We start from the raw sequence: 15,388 nt of genomic DNA, 5'->3' as shown, positions 1-15,388 counted from the left end.
GGCCTACAGCGCATTACAATGGTTTATGCCTCGGGGTTTTTGGACCTTATGCGCTTGTACAATTTAATGCCGAGCATTAATAGAATTCCAAGAACGATAATTCCAACCACACCAAACACCCAATTAAAGGCACTTTTAAGAATCACCAAAAACACTACAGCGAACAAAATAAGCGTGGCACCCTCATTAAAAATGCGCATAAATTTGGAACTGTAATTGACTTCATCCCGCTGTAATTGCTTAAAAATTTGATGTGTTTTTAAATGATACAGAACCAACAACAAAACAAAAACAAGTTTTACGTGCATCCACGGTTGTTGTAGCCATGCAGGAACTAAAACCAATAACCAAATGGCAAAACCAATGGCCAGAACCGCAGACGGCCAAGTAATGATATACCAGAGGCGCTTTGCCATTAACTGCAATTGTTTGGTAAGGATCTCCCTTTCAGGCGATGCTTTTTCAGAAGCCTCAATATGATAAATAAATAGGCGCGGTATATAGAACAGCCCTGCAAACCATGTAATCACAAAAATAAGGTGTAACGCTTTTATGTATTCGTACAATGGAACAGGATTTAGAATTGCTGTTCAAAGTTAGGAAAAACCACAAACTCCTTTTACATAACCCAAAATGAATTTTAAGGAACAATCCTTTACGCCATTAAGCCCTTATATATTTAGAAGAATGTTTAATTTAGGGCAACCCATATTTTAAACGATCATCTTTTGAAAATTGTAAAAAACGAAATGACACCGGAAGATTTCCAGACACTTAGCAGCGCCAAACAAAAGATGGAGCAGATAGGTTGGGCCATGCAAGGTCTTAACAAAATGGGTAATATTATAGAAAGTCGCATTCAACTTTTACCCCAGAAACAACGCAATTGGCTACAGCAAGTAACCTACAAAGTATTGCACACTGTGGTGAAAAGTAATTTAATCTCAATGCGAAAAAAAACCGCTATACCGTCCAACAATCTTTATAAGGCCCTAGTAACCTCATCCGGTGCCATTGGAGGTGCTCTGGGAGCTACGGCATTTGCGGTAGACCTTACTTTGGCAACTAAACTAATGATGCGTTCCATTATGGATATTGCGCGAAGCGAAGGTGAAAATTTAGACACCCTTGATTCGCAATTGGCGTGTTTGCAGGTTTTCGCCCTTGGTGGAAAAAGTAAGCATGATGATAATCTGGACACCGGATACTACGCTACCAGACTTGCTATAGGCTCAGCAGTGAAAGGGGCAAGCGGTATTTCGGGAAAGACCCTCACCACCATATTGAACACCACCGGAAACCCCATTTTACAATTAATTGCCCAAGTAGCTTCAAAATTTAGTGTTCAAGTCTCCGAGAAATTCGTTGCGCAGGCCATCCCAATTGTTGGTGCCGCGGGAGGGGCTACAATCAATCTGGCGTTTATAGACCACTTTCAGAATATGGCGCATGCCCATTTTAGTATTAGACGATTAGAACGAAAATATGGTGCAGCCCTTATAAAGCAGGAATACGAGCAACTTTCCATTACAAAAGCGTAGGGTAAAATCATCATCTTGCTTAATTTCATTACATTTAGCAATAACTCAACTCAAACATTATGAAAACAAGGTTAAAATCCCCCTCAAAAAAACGCTCTTTAGTAGCAGCACTGCTACTCTTTCTATGCACTTCACCTGCACTTCAAGCACAGGAATTTCTTTATGGAGATGAATTGCCCGATGCACCTCAACTTGCCGCCAGAGGCGATTATACCGTTGGCGTGCGCACGCTTCAGCTAACCCATAAGAACCAAGTAGATATTTTAAATTCAAAAGGGGGCACGGACCCTACATATGACAGGCCGCTTACCATAGAGGTTTGGTACCCGTCCGAAGCTCCTATGGAAAAAAATACTACCGTAGTTTATGAAGAAGTAATGGGCACCCGTGGCGATTCTTTACGTCCCTTGGTTCCTTTTACCTTTAAAGGCAGGGCTTATCGCGATGCCGCAACCAAAACAACTACTGGCGGATACCCATTAATCATAGTATCGCACGGGTATGTAGGTTCTAGATATTTAATGACCTATTTAACTGAAAACCTTGCTTCTAAAGGGTATGTAGTGGTTTCAATAGACCATACGGATTCTACTTTTAAAGATGCCAATGCTTTTCAGAGCACCATGTTGAACAGGGCTAAAGACATCCAATTTGTTGTCAATACGATTGCCGAAAAAGGAAACTCCTCATCAAAAGACCCTCTCGCTGGAATGGTAGATTCAGAGAACATTGGTATCGTTGGCTATTCTATGGGTGGCTATGGTGTTTTAAATGTTGGAGGTGCCGGTTATAGCGATGGTCTTACAGCTTTCTTTGGACAAATGACAGGAGGTAGCACGGCAATCTCAGCTTTAGCGGCCAGTAACGCTGAATATCAAAAACAGATTGACCCCAGAATTAAAGCAGTAGTTGCCTTTGCCCCATGGGGAATGGAACGTGGTGTTTGGGATGCCAACGGGTTGGCAGGGTTGAAAAAACCAACACTCTTTATTGCAGGCGACCAAGATGATATTTCTGGTTACGAAAAAGGTATTAAAGCCATTTATGAGGGCGCTGTTAATGCAGACCGATACTTACTTACCTATAAAAATGCGAGACATAACGTAGCTCCGAACCCTCCACCAGCAGAAGCGCTTCAACCCGGTTTACATATTGATGAATATTACAGATATGCCGAACCTTCATGGGACCAAAGAAAGATCAACAACATCAACCAACATTTTCTAACCGCATTTTTGGGAACCCACTTAAAAGGTGCCGATTATGACGTATACTTGAACATCCCTAAAGAATCCAACGAACAGGATTGGCACGGTTTTAAACCTAGATCTTCAACAGGTATGGAACTATTGCACTCAAAAGCGGCATTAACGAATATGAAGCAGTAATAAAATTGAAATTCAAGGTCAAAGAAGAGGTCTAGTTTACGCTTCTTTTGCGACTAAAGTGTTCTTGATTTCCTTTCTCAAGTAGAAACCCGTTACAATAGTGGCCAGCACATCTGCTATGGGAAAGGAAAGCCAGACACCCAGTTCACCTAAGTAATTGGGCAAGATCAATATAAGCGGAATAAAAAAGAAGCCTTGTCTGGACAAGGTTAAAAGTAATGCTGGCACCGCCTTACCAATAGCTTGAAAATAAGCGGCACCTATTAGTTGTAAAGCAATAATAGGGGTTGCAGCAAACACCAACCGCATAGCTAGGGATATATGATCTAGAACATACGCATTAGCGGCCAAATCATGAGCAGATTGCCCTGCCCTATCACTTAAAAACAAAGAGGCTATTTCTTGCGGAAAACTCATAAGCCCAATAAAAACAACTGCTGCCAATAAGGACGCATATTTTATAGCGGTATTAATGGACTCTCGTACCCTTTGGTATTTTTTTGCCCCATAATTGAATCCCGCAATTGGCAAGAAACCTTGGGTAACCCCAAATACAGGAAACAAGGCAAACATTAACATACGGCCAATAATGGCATAGACGGCTACCATAGCCTCTCCACCAAGGCCAAAGAGTATGTTGTTCATTAGTAAGTAGACCACACTTGTAGTAGCTTGTCTTGATAAGGTTACAAAACCCAAGGACCCAATTTCTTTAATGATGGGCAAATCAAGCCTAAAACATGCCGGACTAAGTTTTAGTTCCGATTTTTTAGATAGAAAAAAGTAAAAAACATATGCCGCACATAGCACGTATCCAACAGTAGTTGCCCAAGCTGCACCTTCCATGCCCCAATCAAAAACATAAATGAATATATAGTCCATAAGAAGGTTCCCTACGGAGGGTATAATCATGGCTATCATCGCAAATTTAGGCTTTCCCTCAGCCCTAATTACGGTATTACCCATCATACAAAGGGCCAAAAACGGCACTCCGTATAGCACAATGGTGTAGTAAATCTTTGCAGGTTCAAAAATGGTTCCCTTGCCACCAAAAGCAGGTATAAGTACATCTATGTAATAAAGCCCCAAAGCCACCATTACGGTGGTAATCAATAGGGTTAAGGTAATTTGATTACCAAAAGTCTTTATAGCCTTTTCGTAATTATCCGCCCCAAGAGCCCTTGAAATAATACTGGACCCTCCAATACCTATAGCCATTCCTAAAGCTCCAATAAAAAAGGATACCGGAAGTACTACATTGATTGCGGCTATGGCAATAGAGCCTATCCAATTACCAACAAAAATGGAATCTACCAGTACGTTAAGTGACATCACCAAAATACCAATAGAGGCAGGCAAGGCCTGTTTTACCAAAAGCTTACCAATTGGTTCCGACCCTAACTGTTCCGATGATACTTTAGCCATTTTATATCAGTTATCTACTTCATAAAAGAGGCTGGTAGAAATCTATGCCGGTAATGCACCCGTTTCTTGCCAATCCTTTACCCATTTTGCTACTACACTTACCCAAGAATCACTTTCATTTAAACAGGGTATGTGCTTATACCCCTTACCACCGGCTTCCTGAAATTGGTGTTGCCCTTCCATGGCTATCTCTTCTAGAGTCTCCAAACAATCAGCAACAAAGGCCGGTGTAATAACAGCAAGATTTTTTATTCCCTCTTTAGGAAAACGTTCAAATTCAAAATCGGTGTAAGGCTTTAACCAAGGATCGTTAGGTAGCCGTGATTGAAACGAGTTACTGACCTTCTCCGCTGGCAGGTTTAAATACGCCTTTACGGATTCTGTAGTGTCAAAACACTGGTGGCGATAGCAAGTATGATGGGCCACAGAATTGGTCTGACAACATGTACCATCTATTTTACAGTGAAAATTGGTCGGGTCGGATTTTCGTATGTGCCTTTCGGGAATGCCATGGTACGAAAACAAAATATGGTCATAATCAAAGCCTTCCAAACTTGCTGCAATTCGCTCCGAAAGAACACGTATATACTCTGGATTTTTATAAAAAGGAGGAAGGGTGGTGATTTTCATTTTAGGAAACAACTGTTCTTGCTCTTCCATTACTTTTACCACAACGGTTTCATAAGAAGACATCGCATAATGGGGGTACATGGGCACCAAAAGTACCTCATCCACACCTTTACCGTTCAATTCTTGCAAAGCGTTCTTTATGGTCATACTACCGTAACGCATACCCAATGCTATGGGCATATCCGACTGCTCTTTTAACTTTTCCGTAAACCTTTCCGAAATTACAATCAGTGGAGAACCTTCTTCCCACCAAATTTTAGAATATGCTTCAGCAGATTTTTTAGGTCGGGTCTGAAGAATAATACCGCGAACTATGATGTTCCGTAGCCAGTTGGGCACGTCTATCACGCGTTCATCCATTAAAAACTCATCTAGGTACGGTTTCACATCCTTTGATGTTGGACTGTCCGGAGAACCCAAATTGACCAATAAAACTCCTTTCATAGCGTAGCAATATTTTTCTTGGTTTAAAAATGTTTATTCAACTTAAAGCTCAGTGACTCTTTAAGGTAATATAACTATCTTCAAGTGCCCGTTTTGAACAGGTCAAACCAATAATTTTGACAAAAATACACCTTGAAACGTATCTAGAGCGAATGTTATTAAAATACTTTTTGATGCTACTATAGATTACATCAATTATATGACCGATTAAGATATATTGACGAAAAAAAACAGAGTATAATTATCCTCTTTAATGATTTGCTATGCTGAATAACTTTTTCAATACCAACTATCAATCTCTTTTATGGCTCTTAGGAACATTAACAGTTTTGCTGATCGCCTATTTTATGTTGCTACAAGTCCTTAGGAAATTAGGCAAAAATCCTAAGTATCTTATTCCGTCTTCTACCGTAAAAACGGTTAGCACACCTATTTTTCTTATACTGGTTTCCATTTTGTTACGAATGGCCTCCTTAAGGCAGATACTAGGACTATCTCATCTGGAATTCTACTTTAGAAAAACAAGCACCCTGCTTTTTATTTTTGCCTTTACCTGGTTGATTATAAAAGCTATTAAAATTGTTAAACAGCATGTCATGCACACCTATGACATGAATACTTCCGATAATCTTAGGGCCCGTAAGGTAGCCACGCAATTCAATATTCTGGAACGCATTGTAATTTTTATCATAATCATCCTGGCCGTGGGTATTGCCCTTATGAGTTTTGACGGCATAAGGGAAATAGGGGTCAGTATTTTTGCCTCTGCAGGAGTCGCGGGAATTATCATTGGGTTTTCTGCCCAAAAAATGATAGGAACCATTTTGGCGGGAATACAAATTGCCTTGGCGCAACCTATAAAATTAGACGATGTTGTGGTAGTTGAAGGTGAATGGGGGCGCATTGAAGAAATTATGCTTACCTACGTAGTGGTGAAGATTTGGGATAAAAGAAGATTGATATTGCCCACCACCTACTTTATTGAAAAACCATTTCAAAACTGGACAAAATCTTCTGCTGATATTTTAGGAACCGTCTTTTTGTATACAGATTATTCCGTACCGTTTGAGGCCTTACGAAAAGAACTCACCCGTATTCTAAAAAACACGGACCTGTGGGACGGAGAAGTAAATAATATTCAAGTAACGGATTCCAAAGCCAACCACATAGAAATCCGGGCATTGATGAGCGCCGTAGATTCGTCTACTGCATGGGACTTACGTGTGCATGTACGTGAAAAATTAATTACATTTTTACAGGAGAATTATCCTGAAAGTCTGCCCCGCACCCGACTACGTTTAGAAAATATGGAAGCCCCAGAAAATACAACTAGGGAATAGCCGTTATACCATAAAACCAATTGTTTATTTTAACGGTTTATAGGGATATACTGCAGCAAGCTCTTTTCTAATTTTGTGAAAAGCGCTCGTTTCCGGGCACATGAACCCCTATACCAAAAAAGCATTTATGCGACTTGTATCAGTTTTTCTATTGCTTATTTCTCTTTCGGTAACGGCCCAAGAAAAAAATAGTCTTCTCTGGGAAATTTCGGGAAATGGCTTAGAGAAAACATCTTACCTGTATGGCACTATGCACGTGAGCAAAAAAATTGCTTTTAGGTTAGATGATGTTTTTTTTGATGCGTTGGACCAAAGTGACATGGTTGCCCTAGAATCCGATCCCGGACTTTGGCTGGAAAAAGAAAATCTCATGGGCTCTAGTCCCTATGGTGCAGAAGCCGGTTTTGTTACCAAAGGTTTTTACGCTAGGTCTTTTAAGGTAGATAATCCGCGCAAAGAAGTTCTAGGGGCATATCTAGCCTATGAGGATCGCATTGTAAACAACATTCTGTACCGCACTAATGAATACTCCCAAAATTTTGAGGAGGAAACCTATCTTGATATGTTCATATATCAGGCAGGAAAAAAATTCAACAAACCTATCATTGCCTTAGAAGATATGGAGGAGTCCGCTGCTCTTGTGGGGAGGGCCAGTCTTAACGCCATTAAACAAAAACCGGACGAGTGGCTGCAAAAAAAAATGCAGCAGTCAGACCCAATGTTCTTGCTTCAAGATGCCTATAGAGAAAGGAACATAGCCTTATTGGACTCTATTGACCGAGCTATGTACACGCCCTATTACATGAAAAATATGCTGTACATACGCAATGCCAATATGGTAGATCGGATGGATTCCATCATGCGAAAGGGAAAGGTCTTTTCGGGTATTGGCGCAGCGCATTTACCAGGGGAGCAAGGTGTTATTTCGCTCTTAAGAAAAAAGGGATATACCGTAAGACCATTACTTTCCAAAGCCACATCAAAGGGAAGAAAACTAAAATTGAAGTTCGAGCAAAAGAAACGCGAAAACGAATATCACACCTATGGCCCGGAAGACAATTTTTTCACTATTGACCTTCCCAACAAATTATATCCGGTTTCTGATATAGGAAAAACCACATATGTTTCTCCGGACCTTGCCAACGGCAGTTTTGTGGTCATTAATCGCATACCTACTTATTCGCATCTTAAGAAGGACAACGTATTTACCTTAGAAGAAATAGACAAATTGCTTTTTGAGAACATCCCGGGAAAAATAGTAGATAAAAAGCCCATTACCAATGGCCAATTTTTAGGGTTGGACATTAGAAATAAGCTTAAGAACGGCGACCACCAACGGTACCAAATTTTTGAAACTCCTTTAGAATTAGTTATCATTAAAATGGGGGGAGAAGGAGATTACGTTACCTCATTTTCAGATTCTATTTTTAATAGCCTAAAGTTCAGGAACGATTCTCTCCGTAGACCAACAACGGTTTCCTCAGTATACAAGGATTTTGAGGTCCAAATGCCATCCCTATACAGCTTTACCAACCGCAGTAGAAACGGCAATCGTTGGATAGAAGGTTATGACTCCATTACTGATAATTATTACTTTCTCCGTAAATCGGTTTTAAATGATTTTAATTTTATTGAGGTCGATACTTTTGAACTCAAGCAGATACAAAAACGTTTTTATCAGGATTTAAAACTAAAACCTGAATACGGTTCTTTTGAGGGAAGAAGACTCACCTCATCGGCACAAATGGATGCCAAGACCCAAAAGCGACTATACCTAATGACCACTTTGCGAAAAGGGGAATATTACCTTTTGGGTATGGTAGGGAAAAATGAAAAAGAGGCTGCACAATTCTTTGATTCCTTCAAACTAAAAAATAGTGAAGCCCAGAAACCCTACGAAACCGTGGTAGACACCGCCCTGTTCTTTACCACAAAGAGTACTGTTAAACCTCCCAAATTCGTAGAAAGCAGCACCAACTATTATCATGGCGCTACCAAAACAAAACCGTACGACGCCTTTCACAAGAAAACCATCTATAGGAATGAAAATGGCGAAGCGGTATCCGTAGAACTGAACAAATCACATGATTTTTTAATGTTCAGAAATTTAGATTCGGCTTGGGGCCTACGTAAAAAACTATACGCACATAAAAAATATAATATAATAAAAGAGGAGAAAAAAACCTCTCCCAAGGGATACCATGAACTACAGATGATACTTGCCGATACGGCCAGTACAAGAGGCATTCTAGTGAAAAATATTTTGAAAGATGGACTTCTGTACGAACTAAAGGCCGTAGTGGACACAATTGAAAAACCCAGTGTATTCATAAATGAATTCTTTAATAATTTTGTGCCCAATGATACTACAATAGGTCGTGACCTCTTTGAGGACAAAGCACCTGAGTTTTTTAAGGCATTGAGCGCCAACGACAGTATTGCGCTTGACGGATACCGTTTTATAAAGTTTGAAACCAAGCACGCCAACGCACTAAAAAAGCACATTTCGGAATTTGACCTAGTCAATGGGGAAAGACAGATCCAACTGCATCTAATTCGAAAATTAGCAGATTTAAAAGACGTAGACCTCACCGAATTCTATAGAAGTTTTTACACCAAATCCTATAACAATTCTACGGCACAGGCAGTTTTGCTCCAAGAAATTGCAAAAAAATCCAACGAAAGTTCCACCAAGTTGTTATTGGAATTAATGGAAACTGATTTACCCCTGTTATCAAACACGTTCAACATTAGCCTTATTTTTAAACCGTATCGGGAAAATTTGCAATTGGCCAAAAAGCTATACCCAGAACTATTAAATTATAGTTCCATACCAGAATATAAAGAACCTATATTTTCGTTACTATCTAAATTACTAACGAGCAACACCATAAAATCCAAACTGTACAAAAAGTACAGAACCCAAATTTTAAATGATGCCAAGACCCTCATTAAAAGACAACTTGGCAAAGATTTGGCCAACTCACATAATGACTTTTACAACCCAAGAACCAGCAAGACCAACACAACGTTGTTAGAAAACTACGTTACACTGCTCTACCCCTTTCGTTCGGACAAGCAGGTATCGCACTTTTTTACCCAAATTTCGCAGGTTGAAGACCCTGGCGTTCAGGCTACTTACTTTGCACAATTATTACAAAACGGAGTACAAGTATCACAAAAACAGTTAACGGATTTAGCCGCTGACCTTAACGGAAGGTTGCCCCTATTCAATAAACTAAAAGAGGTAAATATGTTAGGCCATTTTCCATCTACTTATAAATCACAACAACATTTGGCAGAAGCACTTCTCTTTGAGGGTTCAACCTATAACCGCATTAAAGACTCTGTTGCTTTTGTCGCCCAAAAAACCTTCTCGTTCCAAGAAAAACAATATACCGGGTATTTTTTCAAAAAGCGCAACAATGAGGATTACGACAAGAATTTCTCTATGTACCTACTGATGTTCGAAAACGAAAACGGACTCCAAACCAAGCCTTTCTACGAAAGCGATGCCATGCGTATTGAAGATACGGATAGGGATAAAGATGTAATAGAATACCTCTCCGAAGCCTTTGAACTTAAGGACAGAAGGCGCGCAGATATTTACAGACCCCATGGGTATGGCATGTTTGGCCATCATGGGCTATAAATTTGTATTTTTACATTAAACTCCCACTATGTCCAAATTTGCCGCTTTTTTGTTGCTTTTTCTAATAACTACCCTATCGTTTTCTCAGCAAATTACTTGCTCACCTATAGACAAACAAGCCGTAGAGAACAAGTTTATTGCCATAGATGGGCTTCTGGAAAAAGACTTCGGAAAAACCATTGTAGCCATTGGAAAAACGTTTATGGGTACACCATACGTGGCCAAAACCTTGGAAATTGGAAAAATGGAAACTCTGGTTGTTAATCTTCAAGGTTTAGACTGTACTACTTATGTTGAAAACGTATTGGCTTTTGCCCTAACGCTAAAAAACGGAACATCTAGTTTTGATGATTTCACAAAGACTCTAGAAAAAATTCGTTATAAAGATGGCCAATTAGACGGTTACGCCTCTCGTCTACATTACTTTTCAGAATGGATTGCCAACAACGAAAAGAAAGGATTACTCAAAGACATTACTTCTGAAATTGGTGGAAAAGAAATAACCAAGCCTATTAACTTTATGAGTACACATCGTGACCTTTATCCATTTCTAAGCGATGATGAAAATTTTGAAAAAGTAAAGGCTTCCGAAAATTACCTCAACAACCAACCTATTTGTATTTTGGCACAAGATGAAATCGCAGCCAATGAACACCTGATACAAACCGGAGATATCATTGCTCTAACAACATCTATAAACGGACTGGACATTACACATACGGGAATTGCCACAAGAGAGAAGGATGGGCGTATTCATTTGCTACATGCTTCAACAGGTTCTATGAAAGTTGAAGTATCAAAAAAGCCACTTGCAGAATATCTTAAAGGCATCAAGAAAAATACGGGAATTATGGTTGCTAGACCCGTTAATTAAGTCTGGAATACCTCCTTCAGAACCGACTCCTTAGTTTGTTTTAAAAAATTGTACCTAACGAAATAAGCACTTTTACCCTTTCACCGAAAGTTTTGCATCGTAAATCCGCCTCCTGAACAAGGGAGCTGCCGGCTTAAACCCATACAACCGACCAATGAGTTGGTTTTCCTATAAATGCCTTTCATCAAATTATCGCCCCAAACAATAGAGCAATCCGCCTAACAAATGAGCCCTAAAATCCGCTTCATCATACGATGTATTGGAATGTCCTCCCGCAGTATAGAAAGCTCTTCCACCATCATAACTATGATACCAAGAAAATGGATGATTGGCTCCGTTCGTACCTCCGTTGTACGTAGACTCATCTAAAAGTATTAACGGATTTATGCCGCTATAGATTTCTTTAAAATTATACCACTCTTCCGTTCGCACCCAATTACTGGATAAGTGAGAAGTTGCACTATGGTTACGATCTACTACATTGAGTGTAGCTTCTTGTATGCTCGGGTGACCATTAAAATAAGCACCTACTAATTTTCCATACCAAGGCCAATCATATTCCGTGTCCGTTGCGGCATGCACACCCATATAACTACCCCCAGATTGAATGTAACTCTCAAAAGCCCTTTGCTGACCAGCATCCAAAACGTCTCCCGTTGTGTTTAAGAAAACCACCGTTTTATATCGGCTCAAATTAGTAAAGGTGAAATTGCTTGCGTTATCCGTCTGCTCCACTTCAAAATTGTTGGCTTGGCCCAAAGCCCTTAACGTAGCTACTCCCTTTTCAATAGATCCATGCCGGAAAGCGGCCGTTTTAGTAAAAACCAAGATTTTATCTACTGTTTGTACTTCTTCAATAGTAGAAGCAGAAAGTGTCTCGCTTTGTTCTGATTCGTTTTGAGCTGCATCTACTGCCGAAACATTAAAACTGTATGATGTATTAGAGGTTAACCCGGTCATAGAAGACCTGGTGCCAGTAGCCGTCTTAACCCTTTCTCCATTCTGATAAATGATATATTGGGTCACGCCAAGATTATCCGTTGCCGTATTCCAGCGTAAATCTATTTGGGTATCCGTAATTTCTTCCGTCCTTAATCCAGTTGGTACAGAAGGCGCAACATCATCTACATATACTTCCGGTTCGGTAGTTAACTGCAAAGCGGCACTTTGCTGAGATTCATTTTCCGCCGCATCATAAGCCGCTACAGAAAATGTATATTGGGTATTGGGTGACAAGCTTTCTACACGATATGCCGTTTTTGTGGCCGAAGCCAAAAATTTTCCATTCAGAAACACGCTATACCCAGACACACCAACACTATCCTGTGACGCTTTCCATGACAAATCTACCGTAGACTGTGTAATTTCACTAGCGACCAAACCTTCCGGAACGGTAGGAGCCGTAGTATCACTAATTTTTTGCTCTTCTACCTCTTTTTCCGTAGTAATAGAAACCAGCTCGCTTTGCTCCGATTCGTTTTGGGCTTCATCTAAAGCTGAAACAGAAAAAGTATATTGGGTCTCTGGTGAAAGTTTCTCAACCAAAAAGCTCGTTTCCGTTGTGGTAGCCAGAAAATCTTCATTTTGAAAAACCCTATAATTGGCTACACCTATGCTATCCGTAGAAGCATTCCATGTTAATCTTAAAGACGATTTGGTAAGGTCTTCAATTTTTAGACTTTTTGGAATCGTAGGTGCAATGGAGTCCTTGAACACCACCCTTTCGTTTAAGGTCGTAAAGCTTAATGTGCTACTTTTTTCCGATTGGTTTCCAGATTCATCTATCGCCCCCACTGACAAAGTGTATTCCGTTCCAGAGGTTAATCCTTCAACCACATATTCTGGCTTTTCGGTTTTTGCCACTAAAGTTTCATCCAAATAAACAGAATACTCCGCAACTGTTGTACTATCATTTTCAGGTGACCAAGAAAAACTGGCCATGGTAACGCCTAAATCAAGTACTTGTAAATTTTTTGGTGCACCAAGAACAACACTGTCCTCTTTAACCTCTTTAATCGTACTAACCAAAATAGGTTCACTGCGCAGCGATTCGTTTTTTGATTCATCGGAAGCGCTCACTTGAAAGCTATATCTGGTGTTGGCCTCCAACCCCTCAACTACGTACAAAGTATCCGTAACCTCTGCCAAAAGAGTACTATCGTTATAAACTGTATAAATCGCAACGCCAACACTATCCTTGGCGCTATTCCATACCAGTCTCATACTATTTTCAAGAATATCCAAAGCTCTTAAATCAGTTGGGACCGTAGGTGCAATAGTATCTTTTTCAGGTATATTTTCGTGTGGAGTTTCTACTTCAACCCTATTACTATGTTTTGAGGTCTTGCCCAGTAAATCAATGGCCGTCACACTAAAATTGTACCCTACTCCTGCCTCCAGGCCTATTACGCTGAAAGACTTATTGCTTACATTACCAATCTGGACCGTATCTTGAAATATGCGATATTCCTTAACTGCAGAAGGGTTGATTTCCAATTCCCATTTTAACTCTACGGAATTCTTCAACACCTTGCCAACGGACAATAGTGGTGCTCTTAAAATTGAACTGAAAACTGCTGCGCTATCATTCTCAACTAGAGTATCTTCTGCTACAAGAGCATCTGTAAGTACCTTTATATTTTCACTGAATTCAGAGTTGTTCCCGGCAGCATCTGTAGCTTTTACGGCAAAAACATATTCCGTATTTGGTTTTAGGTTTTCAGCATGATAAGTAGTTAGTGTATCCTGTGCCACTTCTACACTATCTTGGTAGACCATATAATGCACCACCTTAACGTTGTCCTTAGCAGACTCCCAAGACACGGTAATGGACGAGTCCGTAACCTGTACCGTTTCCAATTTTTTGGGAGGCAATGGCGGTATCACATCTGGGGCAATAGCAACGGGGTCGTCACTTTTGTCCTTTTCACAGGCAATTCCAAAGAATAAAAAACATACGAATATTGCGGAAAGTAGGCCTACAATGGGTCTTTCTTTCATTTTCTAGGGGGACATGTTTAAGTTGAATTCCTAACTATAGTTTCTCACTAGCAAAATTCAGAAATTTCATCGATAAAAATGAACCTTTTACCGAAGGTTATTAACAAAATAAAACGCAGACACCTTCAATTATATAAAAATGACAAAAGTGATACTCTAATTCTGCCGTATTAATTATTTGCAGAGGCCATTAAGTATTTTTTGGGAGTGGTTCCGTACTTCTTTTTAAAGGCCGAAATAAAATGGCTAGCTGTACTGTAGCCCACCTTAAGTCCTACTTCATTAACATTGTGTTGCCCTGTTTCCAACATTTTACGGGCATATTCCATTTTATAATCGAATAAAAAGCTGAACACGGAATCGCCATAAATCTGCTTAAAACCTTCCTTTAATTTTTTTAAGGACAAGCCAATTTCTTCAGAAAGCTCTGTTAGCGTAGGAGGTTCCGCCATACGAGAGATAACAATTTCCTTGGCTTTACGTATACGGCGCACATTATCCTCATCTACCAAAAATGGGCACTGTTCTATATCCGCATCATCACTTTTGTTAAAGTATAAAGAAATAAGCTCGTACACTTTTCCTTTTATGTACAACTCTTTTATAGAGGGGTGAAGGTTGTAATTCATCATCTGACTAAGAATAACCGCAATTGCCGGACTTACACCTTCTTGCGCATAGTATTTTTTATCCTTGTTGTCCGCACTTAAAAAGGGAATATAATCTGCCTCCTTGGAAAAGAGCGAATGGAATTTACGAATGGTCATCACTACCGAAACCAACCAAGAATTTGGGGCCAGCTGCAGGTTCATAGGAAGGTCTATCTGCGTGTTATAGAGCAACAAAGAGTTTTCTTCGGACACTTCAAGATTGTACCTTCCTTCACTAAAAATGAACTTGGCGTTTCCCTTTAAACAAAAATGAAATTGTATAAAACTACTATCTATATCACGTACCACATTTTGGGTTTCTGCGGTATCATTTTGAATTTTGAGCACGTAAAACCCATCCTCTATAAGCACTTCTTGAAATGAACCTTGAGCGGTATTTTTAGCTTCCATATGAAACATGAATTGGTTTGTTTTTATTTAGAA

At 39.8% G+C, this 15,388-nt stretch carries 10 protein-coding genes; 5 read left to right on the top strand and 5 right to left on the bottom strand.

Translation table 11 applies throughout. The features are described from left to right. Positions 1-23 precede the first annotated feature (23 nt). Positions 24-566, bottom strand: a complete 543-nt coding sequence (locus tag SJY45_RS13905; RefSeq protein ID WP_289038014.1) for a CopD family protein — start codon at positions 564-566, stop codon at positions 24-26. 162 nt (positions 567-728) lie between these two features. Between SJY45_RS13905 and SJY45_RS13900 the strand changes: the two genes are divergently transcribed. Beyond that, positions 729-1,541 (top strand): EcsC family protein, encoded by an 813-nt coding sequence (locus SJY45_RS13900; protein WP_400071447.1) that lies wholly within the window; start codon positions 729-731, stop codon positions 1,539-1,541. 59 nt (positions 1,542-1,600) lie between these two features. Then, positions 1,601-2,929, top strand: coding sequence for an alpha/beta hydrolase family protein (locus tag SJY45_RS13895; protein WP_400071445.1), 1,329 nt, complete (start codon positions 1,601-1,603; stop codon positions 2,927-2,929). Positions 2,930-2,965: 36 nt separating this feature from the next. Here SJY45_RS13895 and SJY45_RS13890 read toward each other — a convergent pair whose 3' ends face one another. Both SJY45_RS13890 and hemH read right to left on the bottom strand, forming a co-directional pair. Next, entirely contained in the window at positions 2,966-4,354 is a 1,389-nt protein-coding gene (locus SJY45_RS13890; RefSeq protein WP_289038008.1) for an MATE family efflux transporter, read from the bottom strand. Between the two features lie 42 nt (positions 4,355-4,396). Beyond that, a complete protein-coding gene (hemH, locus tag SJY45_RS13885; RefSeq protein ID WP_400071443.1) occupies positions 4,397-5,428 on the bottom strand; it encodes a ferrochelatase in 1,032 nt (343 codons plus the stop codon). Between the two features lie 263 nt (positions 5,429-5,691). On the opposite strand from hemH, the gene SJY45_RS13880 reads away from it, so the two are divergent. The 3 genes from SJY45_RS13880 to SJY45_RS13870 all read left to right on the top strand — a co-directional run bounded on the left by SJY45_RS13880 (position 5,692) and on the right by SJY45_RS13870 (position 11,294). Continuing rightward, positions 5,692-6,768 carry a mechanosensitive ion channel family protein gene (locus tag SJY45_RS13880; protein WP_400071441.1) on the top strand — a complete coding sequence of 359 codons (1,077 nt, stop codon included), beginning with the start codon at positions 5,692-5,694 and terminating at the stop codon, positions 6,766-6,768. Positions 6,769-6,895: 127 nt separating this feature from the next. Beyond that, entirely contained in the window at positions 6,896-10,420 is a 3,525-nt protein-coding gene (locus SJY45_RS13875) for a TraB/GumN family protein (protein WP_400071439.1), read from the top strand. A gap of 28 nt (positions 10,421-10,448) precedes the next feature. Next, a complete protein-coding gene (locus SJY45_RS13870) occupies positions 10,449-11,294 on the top strand; it encodes an N-acetylmuramoyl-L-alanine amidase-like domain-containing protein (protein ID WP_400071437.1) in 846 nt (281 codons plus the stop codon). 189 nt (positions 11,295-11,483) lie between these two features. Here SJY45_RS13870 and SJY45_RS13865 read toward each other — a convergent pair whose 3' ends face one another. Beyond that, positions 11,484-14,294, bottom strand: a complete 2,811-nt coding sequence (locus tag SJY45_RS13865) for a ThuA domain-containing protein (RefSeq protein WP_400071435.1) — start codon at positions 14,292-14,294, stop codon at positions 11,484-11,486. A 170-nt stretch (positions 14,295-14,464) separates the two neighbouring features. After that, complete coding sequence (locus SJY45_RS13860) at positions 14,465-15,355, bottom strand: helix-turn-helix transcriptional regulator (RefSeq protein ID WP_400074355.1); 891 nt, start codon at positions 15,353-15,355, stop codon at positions 14,465-14,467. Between the last annotated feature and the right edge of the window lie 33 nt (positions 15,356-15,388).

Source organism: Zobellia russellii (assembly GCF_044597075.1).
In the GTDB taxonomy this organism is placed as follows: Bacteria; Bacteroidota; Bacteroidia; order Flavobacteriales; family Flavobacteriaceae; genus Zobellia; species Zobellia russellii.
Note: the sequence above shows the minus strand (reverse complement) of the source record. Positions and strands in the feature narration are given on the sequence as shown.

Excerpts from the sequence above, each read along its gene's own strand:
- SJY45_RS13895 (WP_400071445.1), top strand. The coding sequence starts at position 1,601 with ATGAAAACAAGGTTAAAATCCCCCTCAAAAAAACGCTCTTTAGTAGCA.
- SJY45_RS13870 (WP_400071437.1), top strand. The coding sequence starts at position 10,449 with ATGTCCAAATTTGCCGCTTTTTTGTTGCTTTTTCTAATAACTACCCTA.
- SJY45_RS13880 (WP_400071441.1), top strand. The coding sequence starts at position 5,692 with ATGCTGAATAACTTTTTCAATACCAACTATCAATCTCTTTTATGGCTC.
- SJY45_RS13865 (WP_400071435.1), bottom strand. The coding sequence starts at position 14,294 with ATGAAAGAAAGACCCATTGTAGGCCTACTTTCCGCAATATTCGTATGT.
- hemH (WP_400071443.1), bottom strand. The coding sequence starts at position 5,428 with ATGAAAGGAGTTTTATTGGTCAATTTGGGTTCTCCGGACAGTCCAACA.
- SJY45_RS13860 (WP_400074355.1), bottom strand. The coding sequence starts at position 15,355 with ATGGAAGCTAAAAATACCGCTCAAGGTTCATTTCAAGAAGTGCTTATA.
- SJY45_RS13890 (WP_289038008.1), bottom strand. The coding sequence starts at position 4,354 with ATGGCTAAAGTATCATCGGAACAGTTAGGGTCGGAACCAATTGGTAAG.
- SJY45_RS13875 (WP_400071439.1), top strand. The coding sequence starts at position 6,896 with ATGCGACTTGTATCAGTTTTTCTATTGCTTATTTCTCTTTCGGTAACG.